This window comes from Burkholderia sp. L-4, assembly GCF_056856535.1.
Genome location: NZ_JBXEOX010000001.1, coordinates 2380940 through 2397279, shown reverse-complemented (window position 1 = coordinate 2397279; position 16340 = coordinate 2380940). Strand labels below are relative to the sequence as shown.

At 66.8% G+C, this 16340-nt stretch carries 18 protein-coding genes and 1 pseudogene; 15 read left to right on the top strand and 4 right to left on the bottom strand.

Annotated features, from left to right (window positions below):
- The first annotated feature begins 121 nt into the window (after positions 1 to 121).
- The 4 genes from AC1VVG_RS11145 to ftsB all read left to right on the top strand — a co-directional run bounded on the left by AC1VVG_RS11145 (position 122) and on the right by ftsB (position 4529).
- Positions 122 to 1774: a CTP synthase gene (locus AC1VVG_RS11145; RefSeq protein WP_034188929.1), complete on the top strand. Its 1653-nt coding sequence runs from the start codon at positions 122 to 124 to the stop codon at positions 1772 to 1774.
- Between the two features lie 3 nt (positions 1775 to 1777).
- The gene (gene kdsA / locus AC1VVG_RS11140) at positions 1778 to 2632 is read left to right on the top strand and encodes a 3-deoxy-8-phosphooctulonate synthase (RefSeq protein WP_482835626.1); all 855 of its coding nucleotides are present in this window, start codon (positions 1778 to 1780) and stop codon (positions 2630 to 2632) included.
- A gap of 106 nt (positions 2633 to 2738) precedes the next feature.
- The gene (gene eno, locus AC1VVG_RS11135) at positions 2739 to 4022 is read left to right on the top strand and encodes a phosphopyruvate hydratase (protein ID WP_006478406.1); all 1284 of its coding nucleotides are present in this window, start codon (positions 2739 to 2741) and stop codon (positions 4020 to 4022) included.
- An 81-nt stretch (positions 4023 to 4103) separates the two neighbouring features.
- Positions 4104 to 4529: a cell division protein FtsB gene (gene ftsB, locus AC1VVG_RS11130; protein ID WP_034188927.1), complete on the top strand. Its 426-nt coding sequence runs from the start codon at positions 4104 to 4106 to the stop codon at positions 4527 to 4529.
- 87 nt (positions 4530 to 4616) lie between these two features.
- Here ftsB and AC1VVG_RS11125 read toward each other — a convergent pair whose 3' ends face one another.
- The 3 genes from AC1VVG_RS11125 to AC1VVG_RS11115 form a co-directional block, all read right to left on the bottom strand.
- Positions 4617 to 4973: a hypothetical protein gene (locus AC1VVG_RS11125; RefSeq protein WP_473376852.1), complete on the bottom strand. Its 357-nt coding sequence runs from the start codon at positions 4971 to 4973 to the stop codon at positions 4617 to 4619.
- Between the two features lie 134 nt (positions 4974 to 5107).
- Positions 5108 to 6058, bottom strand: coding sequence for an Hsp33 family molecular chaperone HslO (gene hslO / locus AC1VVG_RS11120; RefSeq protein ID WP_034188925.1), 951 nt, complete (start codon positions 6056 to 6058; stop codon positions 5108 to 5110).
- A gap of 25 nt (positions 6059 to 6083) precedes the next feature.
- Positions 6084 to 6608, bottom strand: coding sequence for a gamma carbonic anhydrase family protein (locus AC1VVG_RS11115; protein ID WP_482835625.1), 525 nt, complete (start codon positions 6606 to 6608; stop codon positions 6084 to 6086).
- A gap of 143 nt (positions 6609 to 6751) precedes the next feature.
- Between AC1VVG_RS11115 and AC1VVG_RS11110 the strand changes: the two genes are divergently transcribed.
- The 11 genes from AC1VVG_RS11110 to AC1VVG_RS11060 all read left to right on the top strand — a co-directional run bounded on the left by AC1VVG_RS11110 (position 6752) and on the right by AC1VVG_RS11060 (position 16082).
- Positions 6752 to 7609 (top strand): ferritin-like domain-containing protein, encoded by an 858-nt coding sequence (locus AC1VVG_RS11110; protein WP_059562005.1) that lies wholly within the window; start codon positions 6752 to 6754, stop codon positions 7607 to 7609.
- Positions 7610 to 7750: 141 nt separating this feature from the next.
- A complete protein-coding gene (locus AC1VVG_RS11105) occupies positions 7751 to 8641 on the top strand; it encodes an alpha/beta fold hydrolase (RefSeq protein ID WP_059562003.1) in 891 nt (296 codons plus the stop codon).
- An 82-nt stretch (positions 8642 to 8723) separates the two neighbouring features.
- Positions 8724 to 9554, top strand: a complete 831-nt coding sequence (locus tag AC1VVG_RS11100; protein WP_482835623.1) for a 3',5'-nucleoside bisphosphate phosphatase — start codon at positions 8724 to 8726, stop codon at positions 9552 to 9554.
- A 69-nt stretch (positions 9555 to 9623) separates the two neighbouring features.
- Entirely contained in the window at positions 9624 to 10256 is a 633-nt protein-coding gene (locus AC1VVG_RS11095; RefSeq protein WP_034188920.1) for an L-threonylcarbamoyladenylate synthase, read from the top strand.
- 47 nt (positions 10257 to 10303) lie between these two features.
- The gene (locus tag AC1VVG_RS11090) at positions 10304 to 10966 is read left to right on the top strand and encodes a site-2 protease family protein (RefSeq protein WP_034188919.1); all 663 of its coding nucleotides are present in this window, start codon (positions 10304 to 10306) and stop codon (positions 10964 to 10966) included.
- Positions 10967 to 10974: 8 nt separating this feature from the next.
- Entirely contained in the window at positions 10975 to 12177 is a 1203-nt protein-coding gene (locus AC1VVG_RS11085) for a tryptophan--tRNA ligase (RefSeq protein ID WP_006487046.1), read from the top strand.
- A gap of 8 nt (positions 12178 to 12185) precedes the next feature.
- Positions 12186 to 12788, top strand: coding sequence for a class I SAM-dependent methyltransferase (locus tag AC1VVG_RS11080; RefSeq protein ID WP_226228325.1), 603 nt, complete (start codon positions 12186 to 12188; stop codon positions 12786 to 12788).
- A 46-nt stretch (positions 12789 to 12834) separates the two neighbouring features.
- Entirely contained in the window at positions 12835 to 13737 is a 903-nt protein-coding gene (dapA, locus tag AC1VVG_RS11075) for a 4-hydroxy-tetrahydrodipicolinate synthase (protein ID WP_034188917.1), read from the top strand.
- A gap of 111 nt (positions 13738 to 13848) precedes the next feature.
- Positions 13849 to 14994, top strand: a complete 1146-nt coding sequence (gene bamC / locus AC1VVG_RS11070; RefSeq protein ID WP_034188916.1) for an outer membrane protein assembly factor BamC — start codon at positions 13849 to 13851, stop codon at positions 14992 to 14994.
- Between the two features lie 4 nt (positions 14995 to 14998).
- Positions 14999 to 15775 carry an MBL fold metallo-hydrolase gene (locus AC1VVG_RS11065; protein WP_069706656.1) on the top strand — a complete coding sequence of 259 codons (777 nt, stop codon included), beginning with the start codon at positions 14999 to 15001 and terminating at the stop codon, positions 15773 to 15775.
- Positions 15776 to 15878: 103 nt separating this feature from the next.
- Positions 15879 to 16082, top strand: coding sequence for a hypothetical protein (locus AC1VVG_RS11060; RefSeq protein WP_006487056.1), 204 nt, complete (start codon positions 15879 to 15881; stop codon positions 16080 to 16082).
- On the opposite strand, the pseudogene AC1VVG_RS11055 reads toward AC1VVG_RS11060, so the two are convergent.
- Positions 16083 to 16329: pseudogene (locus AC1VVG_RS11055) on the bottom strand (hypothetical protein).
- Positions 16330 to 16340: the final 11 nt, after the last annotated feature.

Sequence of the window (16340 nt, the reverse complement as noted above, 5' to 3'; positions counted from 1 at the left end):
CGGTTTTCCGCGGCGCGTACGGCTGGCGCGGGCCGGCGCGAAAGGGCGCGATCACCACGGCAATTGCTGAGAAAAGGGCGGGCTTTACGGTATAATCCGTTTTTCCCGCGAGCATCCAGCGATGACCAAATATGTTTTCGTCACCGGCGGCGTAGTTTCTTCCCTTGGCAAGGGTATTGCCGCCGCTTCCCTCGCCGCGATCCTTGAATCGCGCGGTCTGAAAGTCACCCTCCTCAAACTCGATCCGTACATCAACGTCGACCCCGGCACGATGAGCCCGTTCCAGCACGGGGAAGTGTTCGTGACGGAAGACGGGGCGGAGACCGACCTCGACCTCGGCCACTATGAGCGCTTCATCAGCACGAAGATGCGCAAGGCCAACAACTTCACGACCGGCCAGATCTACGAATCGGTGATCCGCAAGGAACGCCGCGGCGACTATCTCGGCAAGACCGTGCAGGTCATTCCGCACATCACGAACGAAATCCAGGCGTTCATCGAGCGCGGGGCCGCGTCGGCCACCTGCGGCGAGCCGGATGTCGCGATCGTCGAGATCGGCGGCACGGTCGGCGACATCGAGTCGCTGCCGTTCCTCGAGGCTGCGCGCCAGATGAGCCTGCGCCTCGGCCGCAACAGCGCGTGCTTCGTGCACCTGACGCTGGTGCCGTACGTCGCGACGGCGGGCGAGCTGAAGACGAAGCCGACCCAGCACAGCGTGCAGAAGCTGCGCGAGATCGGCATCCTGCCGCACGTGCTGCTGTGCCGTGCCGATCGCCGCATCCCCGACGACGAATCGAAGAAGATCTCGATGTTCTCGAACGTGCCGGAAGACGCCGTGATCTCGGTGTGGGATGCCGACAGCATCTACAAGATTCCGCAGATGCTGCACGACCAAGGCCTCGACCGCATCATCTGCGACGAGCTGAAGCTGTCGCCGAAGGACGCCGACCTGAGCATGTGGTCGGCGCTCGTCGAGAAGCTCGAGAACCCGAAGCACGAAGTGACGATCGGCATGGTCGGCAAGTACGTCGACCTGACCGAGTCGTACAAGTCGCTGATCGAGGCGCTGCGCCACGCATCGCTGCATACGTCGACCAAGGTCAACATCGAGTACATCGACTCGGAAGAGATCGAGACGAACGGTGTCGACAGCCTGAAGCATCTCGACGCCGTGCTGGTGCCGGGCGGTTTCGGCCGTCGCGGCACGGAAGGCAAGATCGCGGCGATCCGCTACGCGCGCGAGTCGAAGGTGCCGTACCTCGGCATCTGCCTCGGCATGCAGCTCGCGGTGATCGAATTCGCGCGCGACGTCGTCGGCCTGAAGCAGGCGAACAGCACGGAATTCGATCCGGACACGCCGGAGCGCGTGGTCGCGCTGATCACCGAATGGTACGACCGCGAAGGCAAGGTCGAGACGCGCACCGAGGAATCCGACCTCGGCGGCACGATGCGCCTGGGTTCGCAGCGTTGCCCGATCAAGCCGGGCACGATGGCGGAAGAAATCTATGGCAAGGACGTGAACGAACGTCATCGCCATCGTTATGAAGTGAATAACCGCTTCGTGCCCCAGCTCGAAGCCGGCGGCCTTATCATCAGCGCCCGTACCCCGAGCGAGGATCTGCCGGAAATGATGGAGCTGCCGCGCTCGATGCACCCGTGGTTCGTCGGCGTCCAGTTCCACCCGGAATTCACGTCCACGCCGCGCGACGGCCATCCCCTCTTCAAGTCGTTCGTCGAAGCCGCGCTCGCCAACAAGCAAGCGCGCGGAGTGTAAAGCATGAAGCTGTGCGATTTCGAGGTCGGTCTCGACAAGCCTTTCTTCCTGATCGCGGGTACCTGCGTCGTCGAATCGGAGCAAATGACGATCGACACGGCGGGCCGCCTGAAGGAGATCTGCGAGAAGCTGAACGTTCCGTTCATCTACAAGTCGTCCTACGACAAGGCGAACCGCAGCTCGGGCAAGTCGTTCCGCGGCCTCGGAATGGACGAAGGCCTGCGGATCCTCGCCGAGGTGAAGCGCCAGCTCGGCCTGCCGGTGCTGACCGACGTGCACGCGATCGACGAGATCGAGCAGGTCGCGTCGGTCGTCGACGTGCTGCAGACGCCGGCGTTCCTGTGCCGCCAGACCGACTTCATCCGCGCATGCGCGCGCTCGGGCAAGCCAGTGAACATCAAGAAGGGCCAGTTCCTCGCGCCGCACGACATGAAGAACGTGATCGACAAGGCGCGCGACGCGGCACGCGAAGCGGGGCTGTCGGAAGACCGCTTCATGGCGTGCGAGCGCGGCGTCTCGTTCGGCTACAACAATCTCGTGTCGGACATGCGCTCGCTCGCGATCATGCGCGAGACGCACGCGCCGGTCGTGTTCGACGCGACCCACTCGGTGCAGTTGCCGGGCGGGCAGGGTACGAGCTCGGGCGGCCAGCGCGAATTCGTGCCGGTGCTCGCGCGTGCGGCGGTCGCGACGGGTGTCGCCGGCCTCTTCATGGAAACGCACCCGAATCCGGCGGAAGCGAAGTCGGACGGCCCGAACGCGGTGCCGCTGAACCGGATGGGCGCGTTGCTGGAGACGCTCGTCACGCTCGACCAGGCGGTGAAGCGCAATCCGTTCCTGGAAAACGATTTCAATTAAAGATCGAATGAACCTTGCGACGGCTTCGCGCGTCTGTAGCGAAAGCGGTTTCGGCGCGCGCGCCGTCGCAGTTTGAAGAATCCATCGTCATTCTCAGAGGAAACCCATGAGTGCCATCGTAGATATCATCGGCCGCGAGATTCTGGATTCGCGCGGCAACCCCACCGTCGAATGCGACGTGCTGCTCGAATCGGGCACGATGGGCCGCGCGGCGGTGCCGTCGGGCGCGTCCACCGGCTCGCGTGAAGCGATCGAACTGCGCGACGGCGAAGCCGGCCGCTACAACGGCAAGGGCGTGCTGAAGGCCGTCGAGCACATCAACACCGAAATCTCCGAAGCCATCATGGGCCTCGACGCGTCGGAACAGGCGTTCCTCGACAAGACACTGCTCGAGCTGGACGGCACCGACAACAAGTCGCGCCTCGGCGCGAACGCGATGCTGGCCGTGTCGATGGCCGTCGCGAAGGCGGCCGCCGAAGAGGCCGGCCTGCCGCTGTACCGCTACTTCGGCGGTTCGGGCGCCATGCAGCTGCCGGTGCCGATGATGAACATCGTCAACGGCGGCGCGCACGCGAACAACAGCCTCGACATCCAGGAATTCATGATCGTCCCGGTCAGCCAGCCGACGTTCCGTGAAGCCCTGCGTTGCGGCGCGGAAGTGTTCCACGCGCTGAAGAAGATCCTGAGCGACCGCGGCATGAGCACGGCAGTCGGCGACGAAGGCGGCTTCGCGCCGAACTTCGGCAGCAACGACGAGTGCCTGTCGACGATCCTGCAGGCGATCGAGAAGGCCGGCTACCGTGCGGGCGAAGACGTGCTGCTCGCGCTCGACTGCGCGGCATCCGAGTTCTACCACGACGGCAAGTACCAGCTCGCGGGCGAAGGCCTGCAACTGTCGTCGGCCGAATTCACCGACTACCTCGCGACGCTCGCCGACAAGTTCCCGATCGTGTCGATCGAGGACGGCATGCACGAAAGCGACTGGGACGGCTGGAAGCTGCTGACCGACCGCCTCGGCAAGAAGGTGCAGCTGGTCGGCGACGACCTGTTCGTCACCAACACGCGCATCCTGAAGGAAGGCATCGAGAAGGGCATCGCGAACTCGATCCTCATCAAGATCAACCAGATTGGTACGCTGACCGAAACGTTCGCGGCGATCGAAATGGCGAAGCGCGCGGGCTACACGGCCGTGATCTCGCACCGCTCGGGCGAAACGGAAGATTCGACGATCGCGGACATCGCGGTCGGCCTGAACGCCGGTCAGATCAAGACGGGTTCGCTGTCGCGCAGCGACCGCATCTCGAAGTACAACCAGCTGCTGCGCATCGAGGAAGATCTCGGCGACATCGCGAGCTACCCGGGTAAATCGGCTTTCTATAACCTGCGCTAACGCGCTACTATCGGGTTCGTCATATCGACGCCGCTCTGTGCTCGTGCGCGGAGCGGCGCTTCTTATATCTGCGTCTCTTACATGCGGCTTGTCACTGTCGTCCTGATTGCCTTGCTGGCGCTCATTCAGTACCCCCTATGGTGGGGACACGGCGGCTGGCTGCGGGTGCATGAATTGCGTCAGCAGCTCGACGACCAGCTCCAGAAGAATGCGGACGAGAAGCTGCGCAACGAGCGCACGGCCGGCGAAGTGCAGGATCTGCAGAGCGGCACCGCGGCCATCGAGGAGCGTGCGCGCTACGAGATGGGCATGGTGAAGGACGGCGAGGTATTCGTGCAGTTCGTGTCGCCCAATGCGCCTGCGGGGCCGCTGAACAACACGCCGTCGAACACGTCGACGCGTGGTACCGTCTCCGCGGCGCCGGTGCGTGTCGTGCCGAATCCGCAGTCGATCGCGAAGCCGTCGCGGCACCATGGCGGCGACAAGGGCAAGTCAGCGCATCACTGATCGCGATACGGTCGAATCCATTGAAAAGGTGCGGGAAATACCGCGCTTTTTTATTTCCTGCCAGGCATCAATCGATCGATTGACGGCTTACCACCACCAGCCCGGGTAGCCGTAGCCGATACCCGTTCCCCAGCGATTTCCCCATCCGCCGTAATACCCGCCGTAGACCGTCACGGGTGGCGGCGAGTAGTACGCCCATGCGCGCGCGGCGGCCTCGGCTGCGATCGCGCTGTTCTGTTCGCGCAGGACCTGCTGGTCGATTTCGTCGTAGCGCTTGCGTTCGGCGCTCGACAGCGCGGGCGGGCGGCCGTTCGACGCGCCCGGCTCGGGCAGGCGGCTCAGGATCGTGGAAGTCGGCGGCGGCATCGCGCAGCCGGCGAGCGCGAGCGTGCCGACGGCGACGCTCGTCAGGATGAGGGGGCGAAACGGGCGGAGGCGATTCATGTGTTTCTCCTGCAGCGCGCCGACGGCGGGAAGCGGTGTGCGCCGAAGGCCGGGCCTCCGGCGCCAGAACCGTGCGTGCGGCGCTCGTGCGTCATTATGCGCCCGTGCCCGGGTGGCGGGCACGGGCACGCCGCTCAGTGACGCTGGTCGGTTGCCGGCGCGATGCCGGTCTCGACGCCGGGCGCCGCGAACAGCTGCGCGACGTCGACGGGATCGAATTCGTAGCGCTGGTTGCAGAACTCGCAGTGGATCTCGACGTGGCCGCGCTCGACGATCACGCTGTCGACTTCCTCGCGGCCGAGCATGCGCAGCATCGCGCCGACCTTCTCGCGCGAGCACGAGCACTGGAAGCGCGTGCCGGCCGGCTCGAAGTGCTGCACGTTTTCCTGCCAGAACAGCCGGCGGAACACGACTTCCGGTTCGACCTCGAGCAGCTCCTTCGCGGACAGCGTACCGCCGAGCGTACAGACGCGCTCCCACGTGTCGATATCGGTTTCGGCGTTGCGCGGCACGATGCCGCCGTCGCCCGGCAGCTTCTGCAGCAGCATGCCGACCGCGCGGTCGCGATCGGCCGCGAGCCACAGCCGCGTGTCGAGCTGCTCCGAGTGATGCATGTAGTGCTCGAGCACCTGCGACACCGATTCGAGCGGGCCGTCGACGCCGTTCAGCGGCACGATGCCCTGGTACGGCTGCTGGCCCGGCAGCTTGTCGGCCGGGTCGAGCGTGATCACGCAACGGCCGTGGCCGCTCGCGTTGACGAGCGACGCGAAGCTCGTGTCGTCGCCGATCGTCTGCGCCGCGTCGCCGGCGAATTTCGCGGTAGCACGCATCGACAGATCCGAGCCGCACTGGACGACCAGCATCTGGACCGGCCCGTCGCCGAAGATCTGCATGATCAGGGTGCCGTGAAATTTCAGGTTCGCGGACAGCAGCGCGCACGCGGCCATCATCTCGCCGAGCACCGTGCGCACCGGGGCGGGGTAGTCGCGGCGGGCGAGCACTTCCTGCCACGTATTGCGCAGCGAAACGATCTCGCCGCGCACGGGCGCCGCATTGAACATGAATTTCTGTAACTGGTCGCTCACTCTTCTTCCTTGAAATCCGCGCGAATCACCCGATCCGCACGAGTTGCTCCTTGAAATGCGCGCGCCGCTCGACATACGTCTTCGCGTTCGCGCGCAGCCGCGCGATGTCTTCCGCCGACAGCTCGCGCACGACTTTCGCCGGCGCGCCGAGAATCAGCGAGTTGTCCGGGAACGTCTTGCCTTCCGTCACGACCGCGCCGGCACCCACCAGACAGTTGCGGCCGATGACCGCTCCATTCAAGACCACCGTCTGGATCCCGATCAGCGAACCTTCGCCGATCGTGCAGCCGTGCAGCATCGCCTGGTGCCCGATCGTCACGTTTTCGGCAATCGTCAGCGGAAAGCCCGGGTCCGTATGCAGGACCGCCCCTTCCTGGACGTTGCTGCCCGCGCCGACGGCGATGGTCTCGTTGTCGCCGCGAATCGTCGCGCCGAACCACACGCTCGAATTCTCCTCGAGCACGACCTTGCCGATGATGGCCGCCGTATCGGCGACGAACACGCTTTCGTGGATCGTCGGGGCCGTCTCGCCCAGCTTGTAGATCGTCACGGAGTCTCCTTGTCTCTTCGATGAGGGGCGCCGGTAAAATGGCGCGTCCGGTTTGCCCGGCGCGTGGCGCCGCGGAACAAACTCATATTGTAAACCGTCGCGTGCAGGTGCTCCCGCGACGCGTACGCAAGGTGTCCCCGTTTATGAGCATGGAGTCTTCTTCTTCCGGCATCGCGCCGGCCTGCGTGCGCCGCGTGGCGCTCGATGCGCTGTGCCTGTCCGAACCGGCGGCGAAGGCAGCCCGGGTCCGCGCGCTGCACGATGCGCTGCGGGCCGGGCAGGCCACGATCGCACCGTCGCTCGCGTTGCCTGAACCGGCCGACCTGCCCGGACGTCCGGCCCGCCCGCCGCTCGTCGAGCCGCGCCAGCTCCAACGGCGCAGCATGCGTTCGCCCGAAGGGCGCGCGGTGCTGCTGCACGCGCTCGCCCATATCGAATTCAACGCGATCAACCTGGCGCTCGACGCGGTCTGGCGCTTCGCGGGCCAGCCGGATGCGTTCTACGCGGACTGGCTGAAGGTGGCGGCCGAGGAGGCCTATCACTTCACGCTGCTGTCCGACCGGCTGGCGGCATTCGGGCATGCGTACGGCGATTTTCCGGCGCACAACGGACTGTGGGAGATGTGCGAGCGGACCAAGGGCGACGTGCTGGCGCGCATGGCGCTCGTGCCGCGCACGCTCGAGGCGCGCGGGCTCGATGCCTCGCCGCCGATCCGGGCGCGGCTCGTGCAGGCGGGCGATGACGCGTCGGCCGCGATCCTCGACGTGATCCTGCGCGACGAGATCGGCCATGTCGCGATCGGCAACCGCTGGTTCCGGCATCTGTGCGATGCAGCCGGCCGCGATCCGGTGCCGACCTACCGGCAGCTTGCCGGGCAATACCATGCGCCGCGGCTGCGCGGCCCGTTCAATGTCGACGCGCGGCGCGATGCCGGCTTCGAGCAGGCCGAACTCGACGAACTGACCGCGCAGGACGCTGCGGACGCACACGCGGCACGTTAGCCGACCCGCGCGCCCGGCCGGCGGTGCGAGCCGGCGGCCGCTCGAATGCCGCCGCCGCTAGAGCGCGGCCTCGATTGCGGGCCGCCGGAACGGAAGCGCCGCCGCTATAATCGAACGACCATTCTTTTTTTGACGGCTGCCATGAGTGCCTCGAGTTCTGTTTCCGATTTCGTCACGGTGCGCGGCGTCCGGCTGCATGTGCGGCGCTGGGGCCGGCCCGATGCGCCGACGCTGTTCATGCTGCACGGCTGGATGGACGTCGCGGCGTCGTTCCAGTTCGTCGTCGATGCGTTCGCGGGCGACTGGCAGGTGATCGCGCCCGATGCGCGCGGCTTCGGGCTGTCCGACTGGCCGGTCGCCCGGCAGGGCGGCGGCCACTACTGGTTCCACGAATACCTGGGCGATCTCGATGCGCTCGTCGACCACTATGCGCCGGGCGGCGAAGTCAACCTGGTCGGCCACAGCATGGGTGCGAACGTCGTGTGCCTGTACGCCGGCGCTCGGCCGGAACGCGTGCGGCGCGTGGTCGACCTCGAAGGCTTCGGGCTCGCGCCCGCGCGTGCCGAACAGGCGCCGCGCCGGTTGCGCGGCTGGCTGGACGAGCTGCGCGAGCCGCCCGCGTTGCGGCCCTACGCGTCCCTCGACGACGTGGCGGCGCGCCTGATCAAGACCAATCCGCGGCTCGCCCCGCGCCGGGCCGCATTCCTCGCCGAGCATTGGTCGACGCGCGGCGACGACGGTCTCTACCACCTGTTGGCCGACCCGGCGCACAAGATGCCGGGCCCGCTGCTGTACCGGCTCGACGAGGTGATGGCCACGTGGAAGCAGGTGCGCGCGAAGGTGCTGCACGTCGAAGCCGTCAACTCGCCGACGCTCGCGCACATCGCCGGCGACATCCCGCTGCCCGAGTTCAAGGCGCGCTTCGCCGCGTTCCCCGACTGGCGCGAAAAGCTCGTCGAGGACGCCGGTCACATGGTGCATCACGACCAGCCCGAGCAGGTCGCGGCGCTGATCGAGGCGTTCTGCGCGTAGGCGCGCGACGCCGGCGGCAGGGCAGGCGGGCGGCGCAATTGCCGCGTTGCAGTAGAATGAAGCCTTACCTGCCATACCGACAATGAACGCCGATCTCCACTGCCATTCCAATGTTTCCGACGGGTTGCTGTCGCCTGCCGACGTCGCGCGCCGCGCACATGCGGGCGGCGTGACCCTGTGGGCGCTGACCGACCACGATGAAATCGGCGGCCAGGCAGCGGCACGCAGCGAGGCGGAAGCGCTCGGCATGCGCTACCTGAGCGGTGTCGAGATTTCGGTCACGTGGGCGTCGCGCACCGTGCACATCGTCGGCCTGAACATCGATCCCGCGAACCCGGCGCTGGTCGACGGCCTGTACCGCACGCGCCACGGTCGTGCGGCCCGCGCGGTGGCGATCGGCGAGCAGCTTGCGACGCTCGGCATTCCCGGTGCATACGACGGCGCGCTGAAGTACGTGTCGAATCCCGACCTGATCTCGCGTACGCATTTCGCGCGCTTTCTCGTCGAGAACGGCCACGCCGAGTCGACGTCCGACGTGTTCGGCCGCCTGCTCGGCGACGGCAAGCCCGGCTTCGTCCCGCATCGCTGGGCATCGCTGTCCGACGCGGTCGGCTGGATCCGTACGGCGGGCGGCGAAGCCGTGGTCGCGCATCCGGGCCGCTACCGGTACACGCCCGTCGAATTCGACGCCTTCTTCGGCGAGTTCATCGATCTGGGCGGCCGCGCGATCGAAGTCATCACGGGCAGCCATACGCCCGACCAGTACCGCGAATACGCGGACGTCGCGCGTCGCTTCGGCTTCGAAGTGTCGCGCGGCTCCGATTTCCATGCGCCGGGCGAGGGCCGCGTCGAGCTCGGCAGCCTGCCGCCGTTGCCGTCCGACCTCACGCCGGTCTGGGAGCGCTGGCTCTGACGCCGGGCGGCGGAGCGCCGCCCGTGCCGCCGCCGTGCGTTGCCGATTCATCCCCCTTTACGTACCCCCATGTCCCAGTTCTTCAGGATTCATCCGGATAATCCGCAGCCGCGCCTGATCAAGCAGGCCGTGGAGATCATCAGCAAGGGCGGCGTGATCGCGATGCCGACCGATTCGAGCTATGCGCTCGCGTGCCATCTCGACGACAAGGATGCGGTCGAGCGCGTGCGCCGGATTCGCGGCCTCGACGAGAAGCAGCACCTGTCGCTGCTCGTGCGCGACCTGTCGGAGCTGGCCAACTTCGCGATGGTCGACAACCGCCAGTACCGGCAGATCAAGTCGGTGACGCCGGGCCCGTACGTGTTCATCCTACAGGCGACCAAGGAAGTGCCGCGCCGGCTGTCGCATCCGTCGCGCAAGACGATCGGGCTGCGCGTGCCCGACCACGCGATCACGCTCGCGCTGCTGGAGTCGCTCGGCCAGCCGCTGCTCGGCACGACGCTGATCCTGCCGCCGGACGACGAGCCGCTCAACGATCCCGAGGAAATCCGCACGCGGCTCGAGAAACAGGTCGACCTCGTGATCGACGGCGGCGCCTGCCCGCGCGAACCGTCGACGGTGATCGACCTGACCGGCGACGCGCCGGAGCTCGTGCGTGCGGGGCGCGGCGCGCTGGAACCGTTCGGCCTCTCGGCCGCCTGAGCGGGTCGTTCAATTTTGCGCGAATGCGCTTGTTACAATAACGCGATATGGATGCTTCCCTGATACAGACCATCGCCGTCTACGCGCTGCCCGTGATCTTCGCGATCACGCTGCACGAGGCCGCGCACGGCTACGCCGCCCGCCTGCTCGGCGACAACACCGCCTACGTGATGGGGCGCGTGTCGTTCAACCCGATGCGCCACATCGATCCGCTCGGCACGATCGCGATCCCGCTCGTGATGTACTTCGTGACGGGCGGCGCGTTCCTGTTCGGCTATGCGAAGCCGGTGCCGGTTTCGTTCGGCAATCTGCGCAATCCGCGCTGGGGCAGCCTGTGGGTATCGCTCGCGGGTCCGGCCTGCAACTTCGTGCAGGCGCTGGTCTGGGGCCTGCTGACCCTCGTGCTGCCCGCCGTCGGCATCGACGAGCCGTTCTTCACGCGGATGGCGTTCGCCGGCGTCAGCGCGAACCTCGTGCTCGGCGTGCTGAACCTGTTTCCGCTGCCGCCGCTCGACGGCGGCCGTATCCTGGCGGCGCTGCTGCCGCCGAAGCAATCGATCGCGCTGTCGCGCATCGAGCCGTACGGTTTCATCATCGTCCTCGCGCTGGTCGCGACGGGCGTGCTGACGAACTTCTGGCTGCGCCCGCTCGTCAACGTCGGTTATGCCGTCCTGAGCGCCATCCTGTCCCCATTCGCCTCGCTTTTCTAACGACAATCATGTTCCCAGAACGTATTTTCTCCGGCATGCGACCTACCGGGTCGCTGCACCTCGGTCATTACCACGGCGTGCTGAAAAACTGGGTGAAGCTGCAGTCCGAGTACCCGTGTTTCTTCTGCGTCGTCGACTGGCATGCGCTGACGACGCACTACGAGACGCCCGAGGTCATCGAGAAGAACGTGTGGGACGTGCTGATCGACTGGCTCGCATCCGGCATCGATCCGGCGCAGGCGACGCTGTTCATCCAGAGCAAGGTGCCCGAGCACGCGGAACTCGCGCTGCTGCTCGGCATGAGCACGCCGCTCGGCTGGCTCGAACGCGTGCCGACCTACAAGGAGCAGATGGAGAAGCTGAAGGACAAGGACCTGTCCACCTACGGCTTCCTCGGCTACCCGGTGCTGATGGCGGCCGACATCCTGCTGTATCGCGGCTCGCTCGTGCCGGTCGGCGAGGATCAGGTGCCGCACGTCGAGATGACGCGCGAGATCGCGCGCCGCTTCAACTACCTGTACGGCCGCGAGCCGGGCTTCGAGGAGAAGGCGCTCGAAGCCGCGAAGAAGCTCGGCGGCAAGCGCGCGAAGCTCTATCACGAACTGCGCAACGCGTATCAGCAGGAGGGCGACGACGAGGCGCTCGAACAGGCGCGCGCGATGCTGCAGGAATCGCAGAGCCTGTCGATGAGCGACCGCGAGCGTCTGTTCGGCTATCTCGAGGGCGCGCGCAAGATCATCCTGGTCGAGCCGCAGGCGCTGCTGACCGAGGCATCGCGGATGCCGGGCCTCGACGGGCAGAAGATGTCGAAGTCGTACGGCAACACGATCGGCCTGCGCGAAGATGCCGAGACGATCACGAAGAAGGTCCGCACGATGCCGACCGACCCCGCGCGCGTGCGCCGCACCGATCCGGGCGATCCCGACAAGTGCCCAGTGTGGCAGCTGCACCAGGTCTATACGGACGAAGCGACGCACGAATGGGTGCAGAAGGGCTGCCGCTCGGCGGGCATCGGTTGCCTCGACTGCAAGCAGCCGGTCGTCGAGGGCATCCTGCGCGAACAGCAGCCGATGCTTGAGCGCGCGCAGAAGTACATGGACGATCCGTCGCTGCTGCGCGCGATCGTCGCGGACGGTTGCGACAAGGCACGCAAGTACGCGACGGAAACGATGCGCGACGTGCGCGACGCGATGGGCTTGTCGTACAACTGATCCGGCGCATGAGCGAATCCGTCATCGCCGCCGCGGGCGGCCACGCCGCCCAGGCCGAGCCGTCGCGCTGGGTCGCGCAATGGTCGCGGCTCGTGCCGGCCGGCGGCGCGGTGCTCGACGTCGCCGCGGGCGGCGGGCGCCATGCGCGCTGGTTCGCATCGCGCGGGCATCCGGTCGTCGCGCTCGACCGCGATCCGGCCGCGCTGGCCGCGTTGCGGGCGATTCCCGGCGTCGATGCCCGTGCGGCCGATCTCGAAGGCGCGCCGTGGCCGCTGCCGGCCGGCGAGCGGTTTTCGGCCGTGCTCGTCACCCACTACCTGCATCGTCCGCTCTGGCCCCATCTGCTCGATGCGGTGGCGCCGGGCGGCGTGCTGATCTACGAAACCTTCGCGCAAGGAAACGAAACGGTCGGCAAACCGTCCAACCCCGCGTTCCTGCTCGCCCCCGGCGAGTTGCTGGACGCCGTGCACGGCCGCCTGCGGGTGGTTGCGTACGAGGACGGTTTCGTCGCCGCGCCGCGCGAGGCGTTCGTCCAGCGTCTCAGCGCGGTGCGCGAGGGCGCGACCCCGAAGGCGGGGGCGGGAATTCCACGTTACGAACTGCCCGGCTAATCCGCTACAATCTCAACGTTTACCGGTACACATTCAATCGCGTTTCATGGCTAACGGCACCCAAGACGGCATTCAAATCCGCGGCAGCATCCCCGCGATCGTCACCCCGATGCTCGAAGACGGCAGTCTCGACCTGCCGGCGTTTCGCAAACTGATCGACTGGCACATCGCGGAAGGCACCGATGCGCTCGTCGTGGTCGGGACGAGCGGCGAGTCGGCAACGCTCAACGTCGAAGAGCACATCCTGATGATCCGCACGGCGGTCGAGCATGCGGCGAAGCGCATCCCGATCATCGCGGGCGCGGGCGGCAACTCGACCGCCGAGGCGATCGAGCTGACGAAGCACGCGAAGGCCGTCGGCGCGGACGCGACGCTGCAGGTCGTGCCGTACTACAACAAGCCGACGCAGGAAGGCATGTACCGCCATTTCCGGACGATCGCCGAAGCGGTCGACCTGCCGGTGATCCTGTACAACGTGCCGGGCCGCACGGTCGCCGACATGGCGAACGAGACGACGCTGCGCCTCGCGCAAGTGCCGGGCATCATCGGCGTGAAGGAAGCGACCGGCAACATCGATCGCGCCGCGCATCTGATCAAGGCCGCGCCGAAGCATTTCGCGATCTACAGCGGCGACGATCCGACCGCGATCGCGCTGATGCTGCTCGGCGGCCACGGCAATATCTCGGTGACGGCGAACGTCGCACCGCGTGCGATGAGCGATCTGTGCCGCGCGGCGCTGGCCGGCGACGTCCAGACGGCCCGCGCGCTGCACATGAAGCTGCTGTCGCTGCACAAGAACCTGTTCATCGAGGCGAACCCGATCCCCGTGAAGTGGGCGCTGCAGGCGATGGGCAAGATGCAGGGCGGCATCCGGCTGCCGCTCACGGCGCTCGACGAGCGCTGCCACGATGCCGTGCGTTCGGCCCTCGTCGAGGCCGGCGTCCTCTGATGCCGAGGCGGCCGCGTCCTGCGGCCGCCGGCTCGACCCCTGATCAACCCGCACCGGCCGGCTCCGTCCGGCGCCGCTCCTGACGAGCGTTCTAGCAAGACGAAGGATTTCATGAAACGTTTCGCCATTTCCTCTCGCGCCATCCAGCTGTCGGTGGTGGCGCTGGCGCTGGGCGCGCTCGCTGGCTGCGATACGCTGAACGATTACCTGGCCCCCGACCGGGTCAACTACAAGAACACCGGGTCGGCGCCGCCGCTGGCCGTGCCGAGCGACCTGAAGCCGGTGCCGACGACGCAGCAGTTCGTTGCGCCGCCGAGCAACGCCGGGCTCGGCACGCTGCCGCCGCGGGTCACGACGCAGGCCGGCAACGCGACCGACGGCATCCCGAGCGCGCAGGATCCGCTCGGCATGCACATCGAGCGCGACGGCGATCGCCGCTGGCTCGTCGTCGATGGCCGCACGCCCGAGCAGCTGTGGCCGATCCTGAAGGAGTTCTGGCAGGAGAACGGCTTCTCGCTGAAGACCGACGCGCCGTCGACCGGCATCATGGCCACCGACTGGGCCGAAAACCGCGCGAACATTCCGGACGACTGGTTCCGCCGCACGATCGGCAAGGTCATCGATTTCGCGTATTCGTCGGGCACGCGCGACCGTTTCCGCACGCTCGTGAACCGTACGTCGGACGGCAACACCGACATCTCGATCACGCACAGCGCGATGGAGGAAATGATGGTCGGCCCGCAGGGCGGCACGTCGTCGCGCTGGGAAGAGCGTCCGCGCAACCCGGTGCTCGAAGCCGTGTTCCTGTCGAAGCTGATGCAGAAGTTCGGCCTGACCGACGCCCAGGCGAAGCAGCTGCTGACCGATGCGCGCCCCGCGACGGCGCCGGCGCAGGTCAGCGACACGAGCAGCGGCGCGGCGACGCTGCAACTGGCCGAGTCGTTCGATCGCGCGTGGCTGCGCGTGGGCCTGGCGCTCGACCGCACCAATTTCACGGTCGACAATCGCGACCGCGAGAAGGGCGTGTACACCGTGCGCTATGCGAATTCGATGGAAGAGCTCAAGCGTGACGGCCTGTTCGGCAAGCTGTTCTACGGCGGCCCGTCGGCGGCGAAGCCGGGCAAGGAATATCTCGTCAACGTGCGCGCGCAGGGCGCCGGCGGTACGCAGGTCGCGGTGGTCGGTGCGAACGGCCAGATCGACAACTCGTCGGACGCGCAGCGGATCATCTCGCTGCTGCACGCTCAGCTGAACTGAGCGCGTGCGATTCGCCAGCCTCGGAAGCGGCAGCGAAGGCAATGCGCTGGTCGTCGAGGCCTCGAGCGGCACGACGACCACCCGCGTGCTGCTCGACTGCGGCTTTTCCGCCAAGGAGGTCGAGCGCCGGCTCGGCCGACTGAATCTCGCCATCGACGATCTCGATGCGATTCTCATCACCCACGAACATAGCGACCACGTCGGCAGCGCGCTGACGCTCGCCCGCCGTGCGTCGCTGCCGCTCTACATGAGCTGGGGCACCGCGCGCGCGGTGGGCGCGGACGAGGCCGATGTCGATCTCCACGTGCTGTGGGGCGACGAGACGGCCGCGATCCGCGATCTGGCCGTGATGCCCTATACGGTCCCCCACGATGCGCGGGAGCCGCTCCAGTTCGTCTTCATGGACGGCTGCAGCCGGCTCGGCGTGCTGACGGACGTCGGGATGGCCACGCCGCACATTACGGCCGTCCTGAGCGGCTGTGACGCGCTGGTGCTCGAATCCAACCACGATACCGCGATGCTGGCCGCGAGCCGCTATCCGCAGTCGCTGAAGGCGCGGATCGGCGGCAACCATGGCCACCTGAGCAACGACGCGGCGGCCGACATTCTCGCGTCGCTCGAGCGCAGCCGCCTCCAGCACCTGGTCGCGGCTCACCTGAGCCAGCAGAACAACCTGCCGGAACTGGCCCGCCGGGCGTTTGGCGGCGTGCTGGGGACGGACGGAGAGGACGTGATCGTGGCCTCGCAGGACGCGGGCTTCGACTGGCTGATGCTCGGATGAGCAGGGCAGGGCCGCTGCTGCGGCCCGGTGCGGCTGCCGGGCGCGGTGTTCGGAAACGGCAGACGTAAAAAAACCGGCCCTCGGGCCGGTTTTTTTTCAGCTGATGCTGAAGGCTTACTGGCTTGCGCCCGAAGCCGGAGCAGCCGTCGCTGCCGAAGCAGCCGACGCCACTGCAGCAGCAGCGTCGCTCGCAGCAGCCGTTGCCGACGAAGCAGCAGCCGAAGCGTCGCTCGCAGCACCAGCAACTGCCGAAGCAGCCGACGAAGCAGCAGCAGCCGCGTCGCTTGCAGCCGACGAAGCAGCTTGATCAGCGCTCTTGTTGCAAGCAGCCAGTGCAACAGCAGCCAACAGGGAAGCTACGAGGAGGGATTTCTTCATGATCACGTCCTTTTATGGTTAAAGGTAAGCAACAGCGCGAAACAATACCGGTAATGTGCTCCAACACCGACCTGGGCCGCTGGTGGAGATGCACTTCTTAGAGCGTGAATCTTCCCTACGGCTTGGGCGGAAATTATATGCACTTTCCTATCGACCGTCGACAAATGCGGGGTCAATACGTTGTCTT